Below are 14422 nucleotides of genomic sequence, written 5' to 3'. Positions count from 1 at the left end.
TCACTCGAAGGCAGCACCACGGCTGAGCCGGATCCACCGGTAGCCGTAACCGGCCAGCTCCAACGCGTCGAACTTGCCCACCGGGGTGTACCGACGGTCGGCCAGGACGTCCCCCGGCAGCTCGGTCTCCGGATACAGCTCACCGAGGTCGAGTACGGCTTTGTCCGGGCCGAGGTTGTGCAGGAAGAGCATGCTGCCGGTCGGCCCGTCCGCCCGGTGCGCGAGCACCGCCGGTGGTAGCCGTACGTCGACGTGGGTACAGCTGCCCGATCCGATCTCGGGCGTCTCCCGGAGGGTACGGATCATCCGCTCGAACCAGTTCAGCAGCGACCCGGGGTCCCGGCGCTGGGCCGTCACGTTGACCCGCTGATAGCCGTACTCGCCGCTGTCGATGACCGGCCGGACCAGCTTCTCCGCCGCAGCCGAGGAGAAGCCGGCATTGGGCTGGTCGGACCACTGCATCGGGGTACGGATCGACTGCCGGCCGGGCAGTGACAGGTCGTCACCCATCCCGATCTCCTCGCCGTAGCGCAGCACCGGCGTACCGCGCAACGAGAACTGGAGGGCGTAGGCCAGCTCCAGCCGGCGGCGGTCGTTGCCGAGCATCGGGGCCAGCCGGCGGCGGATGCCCCGACCGTAGATCCGCATCTTCTCCTCGGGCCCGAAGGCGTCGAACACCTGCTCCCGCTGTTCGGCGGTCAACCGGGACAGGTCGATCTCGTCGTGGTTACGCAGGAAGGTCGCCCACTGGCCGCCGGGTGGCAGGGTCGGGGTGTCACGCAGCGCGTCGATGATGGGCTCGGGGTCGTGGCGGGCCAGGGCCAGCATCAGCCGACCGTTGAGCATGAAGTCGAAGAGCATGTGCAGCCGGTTGGCCGAACCACCGTTGTCACCGAAGTAGGCGGGCAGGTCGTCGGGCTCCACGTTCGCCTCGGCCAGCAGTACGGCGTCCGCCCGTCGCCACTGCACGTGCTGGCGCAGCTGGGTCAGGTACTCGAAGTCCTTGGGTGAGTTCGGGCGTCCCGGCTCGGTGTGCTCGATGATGAACGGCACCGCGTCGATACGGAACCCGGAGACACCGAGCTGTAGCCAGAACGAGACGATCTTCGCGATCTCGGCGCGTACGTCCGGATTGGCGGTGTTCAGGTCCGGCTGGAACCGGTAGAACCGGTGGTAGTACCAGGCCTTGGCGGTGCGGTCGTAGCTCCACGTCTCGTGCTGCTCGCCGGGGAAGACCATGCCCTGGTGCCGGTCCGGCGGCTGCTCGTCCGACCAGATGTACCAGTCCCGGTACGGCGAGTCCGGCGACGACCGGGCCGACTGGAACCAGGGATGCTGGTCGGAGGTGTGGTTGACGACCAGGTCGATGATGACCCGGATGCCCCGGTTGCCGGCCTGGTGCAGCAACTCGGCGAAGTCGCCGAGGGTGCCGAAGCGCGGGTCGATGTTGTAGAAGTCGGTCGCGTCGTAGCCGTCGTCCTCATTGGGGGACGGATGGATGGGGTGCAGCCAGAGGCAGGTGACCCCGAGCCGGGCCAGGTAGTCCAACCGGCCGATCAAGCCCTTGATGTCACCGACCCCGTCGCCGTCGGAGTCCGCGAACGTGTCGATGTCGAGGCAGTAGACGACCGCCTCGGAATACCACCTGTCACCCATACCTGAGGGACTTTTCCGATCCGGCAGTCGGACAAACCTGAACCGCCACGGTACGGAGTGTGACTAGCGTGGTCAGCGGGTAGGAGGGTCCCGACCACACCAGTGGCATCGATGCGTACAGGAGGTACCCGCCGATGGCAGTCGCCGCCGAGGTCGACCCGACCGAGATGGGCGGGCTCACCGGCTGGGTGGCCGGGGTGATCGACTCGATGGGCGTAATCGGGGTGGGTCTGCTGGTCGCGTTGGAGAACATCGTGCCGCCGATCCCCAGTGAGATCGTCCTCGCGATGGGCGGCTACCTTGCCGGCGAGGGCCGGATCAACGTCTTCCTGGTGGTGCTGGCGGCCACCGCCGGCTCGGTGCTGGGGGCGCTCGCGCTCTATTGGCTCGGCGCGAAACTCGGCGAGGACCGGTTGAAGCGCTGGCTGGACCGGATTCCCCTGGTGGAGTCCGACGACCTGACCAAGGCGGATCGCTGGTTCGAGCGGTACGGCCGGTGGGCGGTGCTCTTCGGCCGGATGGTTCCGGTGGTGCGCAGTCTGGTGTCGGTGCCCGCCGGAGCGGACCGGATGCCGATCGGCCAGTTCCTGGCCCTGACCGCGTTGGGTAGCGGTATCTGGAACTCGCTCTTCGTCGGGCTGGGCTACGCCCTCGGCTCTCGTTGGGAGCAGGCCGAGCGGTACAGCAGTTGGTTCGACTACGGCATCCTGCTCCTCTTCGTCGTCATGATCGGCACCTGGGTCGTCAAGCGCCTGCGTCGACGGCACAGCCAGCAACACATCACCCGCTGAACTGTGCGGGTGATGTGTTGCCGTTGATCGGACTCAGGTCGGTTCAGGTCAGCCGAACTGGGCGGTGATGGAGGTGAACTCCCAGTCGTTCTGTGCGATGCCGCTACAGTGCGACACCACGCCACCGTCCGGGCAGGGCCGGTCCCGGTTGACCGCCCAGTAGGTGAACCGGGCCAGTCCCCGGGCCTCCGCCCAGTCGCGGATCTGCGTCCAGGTCGCCGGGGTGGTGAGTTCCCGCTGGTCGGAGAGGCCGTTCATGCCCGAGATGCCCATCCGGCTGTAGGCTGTGGCGTCGGTCCAGCCGAACGCGGTCTTGAGGGCGTTCTTCAGTCCCTCCGAGGCGTTGACCGTGCTCTGGTACATGTTGGTGCCGCCACCGAAGTCGAACGGCATGATCGTGAATACGTCGATGTTGGCCTGCAACGCCGCCGCCTGGTTGATCAGCCGGGTGCCGTAGTAGTTCGGCCCGGTCGTGGTGGTCGGCATGGTGATGATCGTCTTGATTCCTGGATTGTTCTGCTTGACGATCTTCAGCGCGTTGAGGATCCGGTCCTGCACCACGGTGTTCTCGAACTCGTCGGTGTTCTCGATGTCGACGTCGATCGCCTTCAGGTCGAACGCGTCGATCACCTGCTGGTACGCCGCCGCCAGGGCCTGCGGGGTCGAGCAGTTCGGGCCGAGCTTGTTGCCGCTCCAGCCGCCGATCGACGGGATGATGTCGCCACCGGCCGCCCGGATCGCGTTGATCGTGTTGGCGTGTACCCCACCGGTGAGCGGCGCGTTGCCGTCCCAGCCCGGCGCGCAGCCACCGTTGGAGAGGATGAACGCGATGGTGAACCACCTGATCCCGGTCGCGTTCATCACCGTCGCCGGTGCCGGCGGGTTGCCCCAGCCCGGATAGAGGTACGGCGCGGCGGCCATTCCACCGGTGGGCGGCTCGCAGCCACCGGTGGACGCCGGTACGACCGCCGACTTCGCCGACTCGCCGTGCTCGTTGTACGCCGTGACCGTGTAGCTGTGCGCCGAGCAGGTGGCCAGCCCGGAGATGGTCGCCGAGGTCCCGGTGACGGTGGCCTTGACCGCTGTGCCCTCGTACACCCGGTAGCCGGTCACGGTGCCGGCGGAGGCGTCCCAGGCCAGTGAGATCGACGACGTGGTGGTCGTGGTGGCCCGGGGGTTGCCCGGGACCCCGGGCACCTGGTTGCCGGGGCCGCCGGTGCAGGACTGCCCGTTGACCGTGCAGTTCGTCGGGTCACCGGTGCCGGTGACGATGAAGCCGAACGAGGTGCTGGCCCCCGGGGCCAGGCTGCCGTTCCACGACCGGTTGGTCGCGGTGACATGCTGCCCCGAGGTGCTCACCAGGGCGTCCCAGTAGGTGCCCATCGTGCTGCCCGCCGGCAGGTCGAACTGCACGTTCCACGAGGTGATGGCGGTCGAGGTGTCGTTGGTGACGGTGAATCTGGCTTCGTACCCGGTGCTCCAGCTGGTGGTGCGGTTGAAGGACGCGGTGGCGGCGGACGCGGCCGGTGCCACCAGCACCGTGGCCGCGGCGGTCGCGGCCACGAGGGCGGCGGCGAAGACCGCCGTTCGGAGGGAACGGATTCTCATCGGATCTCCCAAGGCCAAGAAAGAGGTACGAAGTCAGGGCAGGGTGGCGAGGTGCGGCTTTACCGTGCGGGCGAAGTTGTTGCCGTTGGCGACGTCCCAGTTGATCGACCAGGTCATCGCGCCCCGAATGCCCGGGTAGGTGCGCGGCGGCCGGAAGCTGCCGCAGTTGGTGGCCCTGGCCAGGCAGTCCAGCCCCTGGTTGACCAGGGCCGGAGCGACCACGCCACCGCCGGCCGCGCCGGGTCCGGCGGGCAGGCCGAGGGCCACCTGGTCGGGCCGCAGCCCAGCCTCCAGTTGGATGCAGGCGAGCGCGGTCATGAAGTTGACCGTGCCCTGGGAGTAGGCGGCGTTCTGGTCGCAGCCGAGCATCGCGCCGGAGTTGTAGAACTGGGTGTGTACGACGGTGAGGATGTCCTTGATGTCCAGCGCGAGTTTGAAGTAGGACACCGAGGGCGACTGCATGTCGATGGTCTGCGGTGCCATCGTGATGATCAGTCCACTGCCGACCCGGCTGCGCAGGGATCGCAGCGCCTGCGCCATGTACGTCGGGTTGAGTCCGTTCTCCAGGTCGATGTCGACGCCGTCGAAGCCGTACTCCTGGATGAGCTGGTAGACCGTGTTGCTGAAGTTGACGGCGGAGTTCGCGTCGTTGACCGACACCCGACCGGCCTCACCGCCGACCGAGATGATCACCTTCTTGCCCCGGGCGTGCAGCGCTGCCACGTCGGCCTTGAAGTCGGCGTTGGTGTAGCCACCGACCGCCGCCGACAACCCCGGGTCGACGTGGAACGTCACCGCACCCGGGGTGCTGGTGGCGTCCGCGAAGGCGACGGCGACCAGGTCGTAGTCGGCCGGTACGTCCCGCAGCCGCAGTTCGACCGCCGGGTTGACGAAGTTGTGCCAGTAGCCGGTGAGAAAGTGCCTGGGCAGCCCATCGGTGGGCGGATCGGTCGGTGGTGGCGTGGTCGGGGACACCGTCGGTGAGGCCGAAGCCGTCGGCGTCGCCGTCGGAGATCCCGTCGGGTCCGCACCACCACCACACGCCTGCCCGTTCAACAAACAACCCACCGGCGAACCCGACCCCGACGCCAGAAACCCGAACGACACCGACCCACCCGGCGCGATCAACCCATTCCACGACCGATTCGAAAACGTGAACCGCTGCCCCGACGACGACAACAACGCATCCCAATACGAACCCACCGACGTACCCGCCGGAAGATCAAACACCAACGACCACGACGACACCGCCGTAGACCCACCATTCGTGATCGTGTACCGCCCCTCCCAACCCGAACCCCAATCCGACACCCTCACAAACGACGCCGTCACACCCGCCGCGAACGCCGGCAACTGCCCCCACACCACCCCCAACGCCGCCACCAACCCCGCCACCACCGCCACCACCAACGACCTCGACCGACGCCACACCCCAACCCCTCCCACCAACCCAGACATCCACAGCCATCAACAAGATGGCCCTAATTATTAGGACTGTTAACTGTTTCTGTCCAGACCCCGGCCCCTGATGATTTTGTGATGGGAGAAGGGCCCCTTCCTATCGCTTCCCACCCTGGAAGGGGCCCTCCCGACAACCACAACCAGTGGGAGGTCAGCGGCGGAAGGTGAACCAGTTGACGTTGACGAAGTCCTCCGGCTGGCCGCTGGTGAAGGTCAGGTAGACCGTTCGGTTGCCGGTCACCGTCGACACGTTGCCCGGCACCGAGCGCCAACTCTGCCAGCCACCCGTGTTCGCCACCGCGAAACTACCGATCGGTGAGCCGGTGGGACTGTCGAGGCGTACCTCCACCAGACCGCTCACCCCACCGGGCGCGCCGGAGGCGACCCGGGCGACGAAGTCCCGGGGCGGGGTCGCACCGAAGTTGACGCGATCGAACCGGACCCAGTCACCGTTGCGCAGCCCGCCGATGTTCTGTCCGCCCTCACTGCACGCCTCGGTGAGCACACCGTTCTGCGCGCTGAACTCCTCCGCCTGGATGGTCGAGTACGCGTCGAACCCGCCGCCCGGCGGCGGAGTCGTGACCGGTGGGGTCGTCGGCACGGTACCCCCACCCCGGCTCCACACCGCCACGTAGTCCACCAGCATCGACCGACCGGAGACGGTGGCCGCCGTCGGCGTCGTCGAACCGGCGATGGCGTTCGGGAACGCCCCGCCCATGGCCAGGTTGAGCAGCAGGAAGTAGCCGGCGTGGCTGGTCATGTTGGCCCAGTGCGGCTCACCGACCTGCGACTGGGTGACCGTGTGGTAGTGCTGGCCGTCGACGTACCAGCGCAGTTGTTGCGGGCTGGCTCCGGCGTCCCACTCGAAGCGGTAGGTGTGGAACGCCGACTGGCAGGATGCCCCCGGGCAGGTACGGGACGCGCCGATACCGGTGAACTCGTTGCACGGTCCGCCGGGCGCCACTCCACAGTGGAGCACCCCCCACACCGAGTCGATCCCGTTGACGTTCTCCATGATGTCGAACTCGCCGATGCCCGGCCAGTTCCAGTGGTTGCCCCGGAACGGCGCGCCCAACGCCCAGAACGCCGGCCAGTACCCGGCCGCCGCCGCGCCCGTGATATTGGGCATCTGGATCCGCCCCTCGATGGCGAGCACTCCCCCGCTCGGCGGCTTGAAGTTGGTGCGTACCGTCTCGATCCGCGACGATGTCCACCCGCCGGCGGCGTCGCGGAGCGCGGTGATCCGCAGGTTGCCATTCCCGTCGTGGCCGATGTTGGCACCGTTGCCGGTGTAGGTCTGGATCTCACCGGTGCCCCAGTTGGCCGGGCCACCGGGATAGCTGGTGCCGGTGTCGACGATCCAGTTGCTCGTTGATGGCGGGCTGCCCGCGGCTCCGGTGAAGTCGTCACTCCAGACCAGACTCCAGCCGGGTGGGGTGGGCGGCACGGCGGCACGCGCGGTGACGGTGACCGCCGCCAGGATGGTCACCACCACGGTGATCATGGACAGGACCAGGAGCAGGCGACGTCTGGGGGCCGGGGCGACGACGACGGTCGCCCCGGCGAGCTCGTACGGTCTCATCAGGGTGGCCTCTCTGCGGAGCGGGAGTCGAGAGAGCGCTCTCTCACGGTTGTACGGCGCATATCGACGATTGTCAACTGCCGTCTCGTCGACGTACGCGATGTCGTCCCGTGCCCTACCCGCGCCGAAGTACCGCCTGCTCCAGCGCCGTCCACGCCGTCGTGGTGACCAGGTAGATCACCGCCGCGAGCGGTGCCACCAACACGATCAGCGGTGTCCCGTACGGCAGCAACGGCATGATCTTGGCCAGCGGATTGGTCGCTGCCGCCGGCACTCCGTCGGCCGATGTGGCCGCCACCGCACCGGCCGCCGATCCGTTCGCCGCGGGCTGGGCGGTCACCGCACCGGCCGCCGCCCGACGCATCCGCCGCGACGACAGCCAGGCCAACCCTACGAGCAGCAACACGAGTACGCCGAAGAGCGGCCCCGCCGCGCCAGCCAGCCCATCGCCGACGTGGTGGCCGAGCGGCACCCCGAACAGGCGCTCGGAGAGCAGCCCATCCGCTTCACCAGGAGTGGTGAAGAGGCGGTACATCACGAAGAAGAACGGTGCCTGCAAGAGTGCCGGCAGGCAGCCGGCCAGCGGCGAGGCACCCGCCTCCTGATAGAGCGCCACCAGTTCCGTCCGCAACCGGTCGGGCTGGTCGGCGTACCGTTTCTGGATTTCCTGGATCTTCGGAGCGAGCGCCGCCTGCCGCTGCTGGCCCCGCACCTGCGCCAGGGTCAGCGGCGAGATCAGCAGTCGGACGGCAATGGTGAACAGCACGATGGCGGCGGCGGTGGCCGCCGTCCCGGCCAGTGGCCCGACGGCGTCGGCCAGTACGGAGACAGCGGCGGAGGCGGCCGCGACCGCGCCGTCGAGTGGTGCGAAGGCAAGCATGGCTGAACCCCTCGGCTCGATTCCGGGTGTCGTGTTACGACAGGCGAGCCCGCCTGATGTGCGGGCATGGCGTGGAATCGGCCGCGTGGCGGCAGGAGAAAACGGGCGCTACGCGGCCGAGGGAAGCGCCGACGGGGCTCGTGGACGGGGCCGCCCGGACGCGTCCGGATCGATCTGTCGGGGCACACCGCTACGGCGGGCCCGATCCCGCAGGATGCTGGCGTGTCGTGCCGGATCAGTCGGGCGACCCGGCCAGCCGACGAAGTAAACCGTGACGGCGACCGCGATCAACGTCGCGGCGGCGAGCGCCGCCCCGGCGACCAGCTCGGCCGGGTGGGTCGTGAGTTCCGCGAACTGTGTGACGACGTACGCCCAGAGGCTCGTCACGATCAACGGAAACGCAGGCACGGGGTCAGCCTAGAAGATCGCGTCCAGTCCCCGGCTGAGGCCCGTCATTCGGCGGCACTGACGGCACCATGATCGAATGACGATCCACCGACGGAAGCCACAGGAGCATGCCGATGACGACCGTCCTACGGACAGAGGCGACGCCAGCCGCTCCCGCACTGCGCCTGCGCCCCTGGAGTGATCGGGACGTCACCGCGTTGATCGAGATCTACCGCGACCCCATCCTGCGGCAGTGGACCCGGCTGCACGTGGAGAACGCTGAGGACGCCGTACGGTGGCTGGACGTGCAGCGGCAGGGCTGGAAGAGCCGGCAGCGGCTCAGCTTCGCGGTGCTGGAGGAGCGGCCGGACAGCGGTAAGGACCAACTGGTCGCCAACGTCGTCCTCAAGCGAGCCGACCCCACCGGCCGGACCGCCGAGGTCGGCTACTGGACGGCGGCGCATGCTCGGGGTCGCGGAATTGCCCCGCGTGCTCTGGAAACGCTCACCGACTGGGCCTTCGACACCTTCGCCGCCGACGGGTTGGACCACCTCGACCTGCTCCATCAGGTGGACAACCCAGCATCGTGCCGGGTGGCGGAGAAGACCGGCTACCGGTTCGCACATACCCTGCCCGCCCAGCCGCCCGCCTTTCCGCAGGACGGCCACCGCCACGTCCGCGCCCGGCGGTAAGGAAGGGCCCCTTCTTATCGCTTCCTGCCTCGGAAGGGGCCCTTCCCACACCTCAGGACAGGCGCAGGTGTGGTTCCAGGGTCACCTCGAAGAGGCGGTCCCAGGGCAGCTCGACGTGCACCGAATCGAGCCGGGCCAACTTCGCGGTGAACGTCTTCGCACCCCGCCGACCGAGCACGATCCGGTGCCCGGCGAAGTGGTCCGCGAAGTACCGCGAGGTCACCGGGGCGAGCCGGTCACGTAGCCAACCGTCGAAGTAGACCTTCTGCTCGTCGGTGAGGCGCAACGGGTCCCAGCCCTGGGCACGGGCGTGGGCGTACGCCTCGGTCTGCACCACGTTCTTCCACGGGTCGTCCTTGACGAACCGGTAGAGCAGGTACTCGGCGTGTGCCTGTCCCGGAGCCGACATCTGCGGCACCCCGAAGCCGCTGCCGGAGTTACGCAGGTACGACCAGCGCGCGGTGCCGTGCCCGAGGGCCAGCCCCAGCGCGTTGCCCCCGGTGTTCCAGCCGGAGTACGACAGCAGCGCCGCCAGGTCGAGCCCCGCCTCCATCCGGGAGACCAGGTCGTGGTCCCCCTTGTTGACGATCAACGGGTCCACCACGATGACCGGGGTGCCGGCGGCGAGCAGCGCCCCGATCCGGGCCACGAAGGTGTCCAGGTCGGTGCCCCGGTTGGCGGCCACCGCCGACGGGGTGTTCACGGCGAGCACAATGTCGGCGGGGCCGTCGACCACCCGGCCACCGACCGACTTGACGTGCCGGCGGATGTTCTCGGCGAACGGGATGCCCTCCAGTTGGGCCGTCCAGTTCTCGCCGGATACGCCCGCGTACTCCAGCCGGTAGGTGGGGTTGTCTCCGGCGGCGATGAGCCGGGCCACCAGCAGCGCGTTCACCTCGTCCGCGCCCGGGAAGATCTCCACCCGGTCGGTGACGCCGAGCTGGGCGGCCAGCGCCTCCAGCTCGACCCGCTCGGCCCGAGCCAGCCCGACCGGCGCGGTGTCGTCCTCGGAGAGCACCAGGTGGCTGATGGTCCCGTCGGCGACCCACTCCACCATCAGCTTGTTGACCTGGTGGTTGCGGGCCCGCGCCGCGAGGTAGTCGTCGACGATCTCGTCGGGGATCTGCGCCCGGGTCGCGTCGAGCTGCCCGCGCAGCTCCTCCTGGCCGAGGTTCACCACCTGGTCGTAGAGCTTCGCCCAACTGACCAACAACGAGATGTACGCGTCCAGCGGCGTACCGGTGCTGGTCAGGGCGAGCCGCTGGATCGTGTCGTGCACCTCGATCGTGGCGTCCGGACGAGCCCTACGCAGCGTACGGATCGCCTCGACGTTGGCCAGCGCCTCGGCCATCGTCGCGGTGGCGGTACGCGAGGCGATCAGGCCGCCGTACGCGAGCATGCTCACCGAGATGACGTACCCGTCGACGTTGCCGACCGAGCCCAGCCAGCGGCCGATCCCCGCCCCGTCGCCGGGGGTGAAGAACCGGCCGAGCAGCTCCCGTGGCGGCAGTTCCAGGCGTACCCCGGCGCTGGCGGCGGTCATCTCCGAGCAGTACACGTTGACCGGACGGTCGTCGAGCGGTACCAGGGCGATCGTCCGGTTCCTACCCTTTGCCGGTGCGGCGAGCGCCGAGCCGCCGCCGAGGGTCACGGCCGCCAGGCTGCCGGCGGCCAGACCGCCCAGTCCCGCAGCCAGGACGTTACGTCTTCTCATCGTCTCTCCATCCTCAACCACCCCCGTCGCGTCGGGCTCATCCAGTCGTACGCCCTCCGGACGGGAGTCCTCCGCCGCACCCGTCCGGCCCGCCGAGGGGTTAGGAAGGGCCCCTTCCTATGCAAAAAGCGATAGGAAGGGACCCTTCCTTGCACTCAGCCGGTGGCCCGGGGGGTGGCCGGGACGAGCCGGCGGGTGATCCACAGCGGTGAGGTGACGGCATTGCCCATCACCACGGCGTGTGCCCCGGCGGCGAAGGCCTCGCCGATCTGCTCGGTGTCCCGGTAGCGCCCCTCGGCGATCACCGGCACCGACAGCAGCTTGGTCAGCCGGGCCAGCAGATCCAGGTCGGGTCCGTCGGTCGCCGGGCTGTCCGGGGTGTAGCCGGACAGGGTGGTGGCCACCGCGTCGGCTCCCGCCTCGACCGCCGCCACCGCCTCCTGTTCGGTGGAGATGTCGGCGAGCACCAGGGCGCGGCTGCACTCGCGTACCGCCTGGACGGTGTCGGCGAAGCTGCGCCCGTCCGGCCGGGGCCGGTCGGTGGCGTCGACCGCGACGATGTGCGCCCCGGCCAACGCCGCGTCGACGGCGTGCGTCGCGGTGGGGGTGATGAAGACCCCGTCGCTGCCCGCCTTCACCAACCCGATCACCGGTACGTCCACAGTGGCCCTGATCGCCGCGATGTCGGCCAGCCCGTTCGCCCGAATCGCCACCGCGCCACCCCGTACCGCGGCAGCGGCCACCCGCGCCTGCACGTACGGGTCACGCATCGGGTCGTCCGGCTCGTCGGGCAGCGGCTGGCAGGAGATGACCAGGCCACCACGCAGGTCGTCCAGAATCGTCACAGGTCCTCCATGGCTAGTCGGGCCGCGCCGACGGCGACCGAGTCGGCGCCGAGCGCGGCGGGTAGCAACGGCACGTCGGCCCAGGCCGGGGGAAGTTCTGCCGGGTACGCGATAGCGGCGGCCGGGAGCAGCGCGTCCCCCGCCCCGCCAGCCACCAGTACGGCCTGCGGGTCGAGCAGGGTGACCAGCCCCGCGAGGGTCCGGCCCAGCGCCGTGCCGGCCCGGTCGAGCACCGCCTGCGCGGTGGTGTCCCCGACCGTGGCCCGCTCTGCCACCAACTGCCCGGCGATCCGTTCCCCGGTGGCCAACTCGTACGCGGCCGCGAGCCCGGTGCCGGAGGCGATCGCCTCCAGGTGACCGTACCGACCGCAGCCGCAGCGCAGGCGCTCGGCTCCGGGCACCGGCAGATGGGCCACTTCACCGGCCCCGCCCCGGGCACCGTGGTCGACCCGGCCGTCCCGGATCAGTCCGCCGCCGAGCCCGGTGCCGGCGGCGACCAGGAGCAGGTGTCGTCGGCCTCGGCCGGCACCGGCCCAGGTCTCGCCGAGTGCGGCGGCGTTCACGTCGTTGTCGACGCGTACCGGGGCGAGACGTACCCGCTCCCCCAGGTTGCCGGCCAGTCGGGCGGTGAGTTCGTCGGCGATCGGGGTGCCGGCCCAGCCGGGCAGGCTGTCGGTGGCGTACCGGACGGTGCCGGTGTCCGGGTCGATGGTGCCGGCCGCGCCGACCCCGACGGTGACCAGCGCGTCGCCAGCGTTGTCGGGGAGCAACCGCCGGACGAGCCCGGCGGCGGTTTCCAGGACCGCTGCCGGACCCTGCCGGGCCGGGGTGCCGGCCGTGCTCCGGGCCACGACCTCGCCGGCTGGGGTCACCAGCACGGCGAGGGTCTTCGTGCCGCCGATGTCGATGCCGATGTGCAGTGTGTCGATGCCGACCCCGACGTGCAGTGTGTCGATGCCGACATGATGGTGCTGCGGGTTGCTCATCCCTTCAGACCGGTGTGCGCCAGACCCTCGACGAACTGCTTCTGCGCTACCACGAACACCGCCAGTACGGGCAGTGCGGTCATCGAGGCGGCAGCCAGTTGAACGTTCCACATCGGGCCGCCGTACGCGTCGACGAACTGGGTCAACGCCTGCGGCAGGGTGAAGTTCTCCGGCGAGGAGAGGAACACGATCGGTTCGAGATAGAGGTTCCAGCTGTGCAGGAAGGTGAAGATGGCCACCGCACCCAGCGCCGGGCGGGACAGCGGCAGGGCGATCTTCCAGAAGGTCGCGAACCGGCCCAGCCCGTCCACCCTGGCCGCCTCCTCCAGTTCACCGGGGAGGCTGATGAAGAACTGCCGCATGATGAACGTCGCCAGCACGCTGGGCGCACCGAGGATCGGCACCAGGATCAGCGGCCAGTGGGTGTCGACCAGCCCGAGCTTGAAGAACATCTGGAACAGCGGGACGATCGTCACCTCGCTCGGGATGAGCAGGCCGGCGAGCACCACCAGGAACAGCACGTTCTGTCCCCGGAACCGGATCCGCGCGAAGGCGTACCCGGAGAGGGCCGAGACCGCCAGCGTGCCGACGGTGACGATCAGCGCGATGTAGAGGCTGTTGAAGTACTGCCGTTCGAACGGCTGCAACTCGAACACCCGCTGGTACGCGTCGAACTGGACGTCGGTCGGCCAGAGCTGCGGCGGGAAGGCGAAGATGTCGGCGATCGGCTTCAGCGACGAGGTGACCATCCACCAGGTCGGGAAGACGAACGGAATGCACAGGACCATCAGTACGCCGTAGAGCACGAGCTTGGTCCGACGCGAGATGTCACGATTCATGGAAGACCCACCTCTTGCGCATCTGCCACTGGAGCACGGTCAGCGCGAGGACGATGGCGAAAAGCACGATCGACAGGGTGGCGCCGTAGCCGAAGTGGTGGAACTGGAACGCCTGCTGGTAGAGGTAGTAGACGAGCACGGTGGTGGAGGTGCCCGGCCCGCCCTGGGTCAGCACGGCGATCTGCGCGAAGACCTGCAACGAGCCGACCACCGTGATGATCGAGGTGAGCAGGATCGTCGGGCTGATCAACGGCACGGTGATCCGCCAGAACTGGCGCATCCGGCTGGCCCCGTCGACCTCGGCAGCCTCGTACAGTTCGCCCGGCACGCCCTGGAGCGCGGCCAGGAAGAGCACCATGTTGAGGCCGACGTTCTTGAAGACCTGTACGACGATGACCGAGAGCATGGCGGTGGTTTCGCCGCGCAGCCAGTTCGGCCCGTCGACGCCGATGGTGTCGAGCAGCCCGTTGATCCCGCCGTTGTCCTGGAGCAGGAAGCCCCAGACGATGGTCCAGGCCACCAGCGACACGACCACCGGCGAGAAGAAGAGGGTACGGAACACGATGCTGCCGCGTAGCCGCTGGTTGAGCAGGACCGCGAGCAGCAGCGCCAGGGCGAGGTTGAAGATCACCAGCCCGATCGAGAAGAGCCCGGTGGCCTTCAGTACGCCCGGCAGGTTGGTGTCGTCGGCCAGCGCCTGGTAGTTCTCGGCCCCGACGTAGTCGAAGGTGCCGGCGAGCACGTTCCATTCGTGCAGGCTGTACCAGACCACCAGGATCAGCGGCAGGATCACGAAGACCGCGCTGCCCAGCAGTTGCGGGGTGATGAACAGGTAACCGGTGAGCTGGTCCCGTCGTCGGGCGGTCCAGTACGGCCGGCGGTCACCCGCCCGCCGCGGACCGGCCGGTTCGGCGGTACGCCCCCCGGTGGCGGGCCGGGCCGATTCCCGGCCCGCCACGGTGTCCGTCTCGGACATGTCTG

The 14422-nt window shown here is 69.0% G+C and carries 13 protein-coding genes; 2 read left to right on the top strand and 11 right to left on the bottom strand.

Going from position 1 to position 14422, the window contains the following annotated elements:
* A complete protein-coding gene (locus tag FHR38_RS19465; RefSeq protein ID WP_184536018.1) occupies window positions 1–1656 on the bottom strand; it encodes an alpha-amylase family protein in 1656 nt (551 codons plus the stop codon).
* Between the two features lie 134 nt (window positions 1657–1790).
* Here FHR38_RS19465 and FHR38_RS19460 point away from each other — a divergent pair, with 134 nt between their 5' ends.
* Window positions 1791–2447 (top strand): DedA family protein, encoded by a 657-nt coding sequence (locus tag FHR38_RS19460; RefSeq protein ID WP_184536017.1) that lies wholly within the window; start codon window positions 1791–1793, stop codon window positions 2445–2447.
* Window positions 2448–2495: 48 nt separating this feature from the next.
* On the opposite strand, the gene FHR38_RS19455 is transcribed toward FHR38_RS19460, so the two are convergent.
* The 5 genes from FHR38_RS19455 to FHR38_RS19435 all read right to left on the bottom strand — a co-directional run bounded on the left by FHR38_RS19455 (window position 2496) and on the right by FHR38_RS19435 (window position 8386).
* Window positions 2496–4055, bottom strand: a complete 1560-nt coding sequence (locus FHR38_RS19455) for a cellulose binding domain-containing protein (RefSeq protein ID WP_184536016.1) — start codon at window positions 4053–4055, stop codon at window positions 2496–2498.
* Between the two features lie 33 nt (window positions 4056–4088).
* Window positions 4089–5513, bottom strand: coding sequence for a chitinase (locus FHR38_RS19450; protein ID WP_184536015.1), 1425 nt, complete (start codon window positions 5511–5513; stop codon window positions 4089–4091).
* Window positions 5514–5667: 154 nt separating this feature from the next.
* Window positions 5668–7098: a carbohydrate-binding protein gene (locus FHR38_RS19445; protein WP_184536014.1), complete on the bottom strand. Its 1431-nt coding sequence runs from the start codon at window positions 7096–7098 to the stop codon at window positions 5668–5670.
* A 115-nt stretch (window positions 7099–7213) separates the two neighbouring features.
* Window positions 7214–7978 carry a YidC/Oxa1 family membrane protein insertase gene (locus FHR38_RS19440; RefSeq protein WP_184536013.1) on the bottom strand — a complete coding sequence of 255 codons (765 nt, stop codon included), beginning with the start codon at window positions 7976–7978 and terminating at the stop codon, window positions 7214–7216.
* A gap of 108 nt (window positions 7979–8086) precedes the next feature.
* Window positions 8087–8386 carry a DUF6412 domain-containing protein gene (locus FHR38_RS19435; RefSeq protein ID WP_312882280.1) on the bottom strand — a complete coding sequence of 100 codons (300 nt, stop codon included), beginning with the start codon at window positions 8384–8386 and terminating at the stop codon, window positions 8087–8089.
* A gap of 113 nt (window positions 8387–8499) precedes the next feature.
* Between FHR38_RS19435 and FHR38_RS19430 the strand changes: the two genes are divergently transcribed.
* A complete protein-coding gene (locus tag FHR38_RS19430; protein ID WP_184536012.1) occupies window positions 8500–9057 on the top strand; it encodes a GNAT family N-acetyltransferase in 558 nt (185 codons plus the stop codon).
* A gap of 52 nt (window positions 9058–9109) precedes the next feature.
* On the opposite strand, the gene FHR38_RS19425 is transcribed toward FHR38_RS19430, so the two are convergent.
* The 5 genes from FHR38_RS19425 to FHR38_RS19405 all read right to left on the bottom strand — a co-directional run bounded on the left by FHR38_RS19425 (window position 9110) and on the right by FHR38_RS19405 (window position 14417).
* On the bottom strand, window positions 9110–10771 hold the full coding sequence (locus tag FHR38_RS19425; RefSeq protein ID WP_184536011.1) for a DUF4127 family protein: 1662 nt from the start codon (window positions 10769–10771) through the stop codon (window positions 9110–9112).
* Window positions 10772–10926: 155 nt separating this feature from the next.
* Window positions 10927–11616: an N-acetylmannosamine-6-phosphate 2-epimerase gene (locus tag FHR38_RS19420; protein ID WP_184536010.1), complete on the bottom strand. Its 690-nt coding sequence runs from the start codon at window positions 11614–11616 to the stop codon at window positions 10927–10929.
* Window positions 11613–12602 carry an ROK family protein gene (locus tag FHR38_RS19415; protein ID WP_184536009.1) on the bottom strand — a complete coding sequence of 330 codons (990 nt, stop codon included), beginning with the start codon at window positions 12600–12602 and terminating at the stop codon, window positions 11613–11615. Before FHR38_RS19415 ends, FHR38_RS19420 begins: the two co-directional genes overlap by 4 nt.
* The gene (locus FHR38_RS19410) at window positions 12599–13441 is read right to left on the bottom strand and encodes a carbohydrate ABC transporter permease (RefSeq protein WP_184536008.1); all 843 of its coding nucleotides are present in this window, start codon (window positions 13439–13441) and stop codon (window positions 12599–12601) included. Before FHR38_RS19410 ends, FHR38_RS19415 begins: the two co-directional genes overlap by 4 nt.
* The gene (locus FHR38_RS19405) at window positions 13431–14417 is read right to left on the bottom strand and encodes a carbohydrate ABC transporter permease (protein WP_184536007.1); all 987 of its coding nucleotides are present in this window, start codon (window positions 14415–14417) and stop codon (window positions 13431–13433) included. Before FHR38_RS19405 ends, FHR38_RS19410 begins: the two co-directional genes overlap by 11 nt.
* Window positions 14418–14422: the final 5 nt, after the last annotated feature.

The sequence above is a fragment of the Micromonospora polyrhachis genome (genome assembly GCF_014203835.1).
In the GTDB taxonomy this organism is placed as follows: Bacteria; Actinomycetota; Actinomycetes; order Mycobacteriales; family Micromonosporaceae; genus Micromonospora_H; species Micromonospora_H polyrhachis.
Note: the sequence above shows the minus strand (reverse complement) of the source record. Positions and strands in the feature narration are given on the sequence as shown.

Coding starts and splice junctions, on each gene's coding strand:
- FHR38_RS19465 (WP_184536018.1), bottom strand. CDS start 1,656: ATGGGTGACAGGTGGTATTCCGAGGCGGTCGTCTACTGCCTCGACATC.
- FHR38_RS19460 (WP_184536017.1), top strand. CDS start 1,791: ATGGCAGTCGCCGCCGAGGTCGACCCGACCGAGATGGGCGGGCTCACC.
- FHR38_RS19455 (WP_184536016.1), bottom strand. CDS start 4,055: ATGAGAATCCGTTCCCTCCGAACGGCGGTCTTCGCCGCCGCCCTCGTG.
- FHR38_RS19450 (WP_184536015.1), bottom strand. CDS start 5,513: ATGTCTGGGTTGGTGGGAGGGGTTGGGGTGTGGCGTCGGTCGAGGTCG.
- FHR38_RS19445 (WP_184536014.1), bottom strand. CDS start 7,098: ATGAGACCGTACGAGCTCGCCGGGGCGACCGTCGTCGTCGCCCCGGCC.
- FHR38_RS19440 (WP_184536013.1), bottom strand. CDS start 7,978: ATGCTTGCCTTCGCACCACTCGACGGCGCGGTCGCGGCCGCCTCCGCC.
- FHR38_RS19430 (WP_184536012.1), top strand. CDS start 8,500: ATGACGACCGTCCTACGGACAGAGGCGACGCCAGCCGCTCCCGCACTG.
- FHR38_RS19425 (WP_184536011.1), bottom strand. CDS start 10,771: ATGAGAAGACGTAACGTCCTGGCTGCGGGACTGGGCGGTCTGGCCGCC.
- FHR38_RS19415 (WP_184536009.1), bottom strand. CDS start 12,602: ATGAGCAACCCGCAGCACCATCATGTCGGCATCGACACACTGCACGTC.
- FHR38_RS19410 (WP_184536008.1), bottom strand. CDS start 13,441: ATGAATCGTGACATCTCGCGTCGGACCAAGCTCGTGCTCTACGGCGTA.
- FHR38_RS19405 (WP_184536007.1), bottom strand. CDS start 14,417: ATGTCCGAGACGGACACCGTGGCGGGCCGGGAATCGGCCCGGCCCGCC.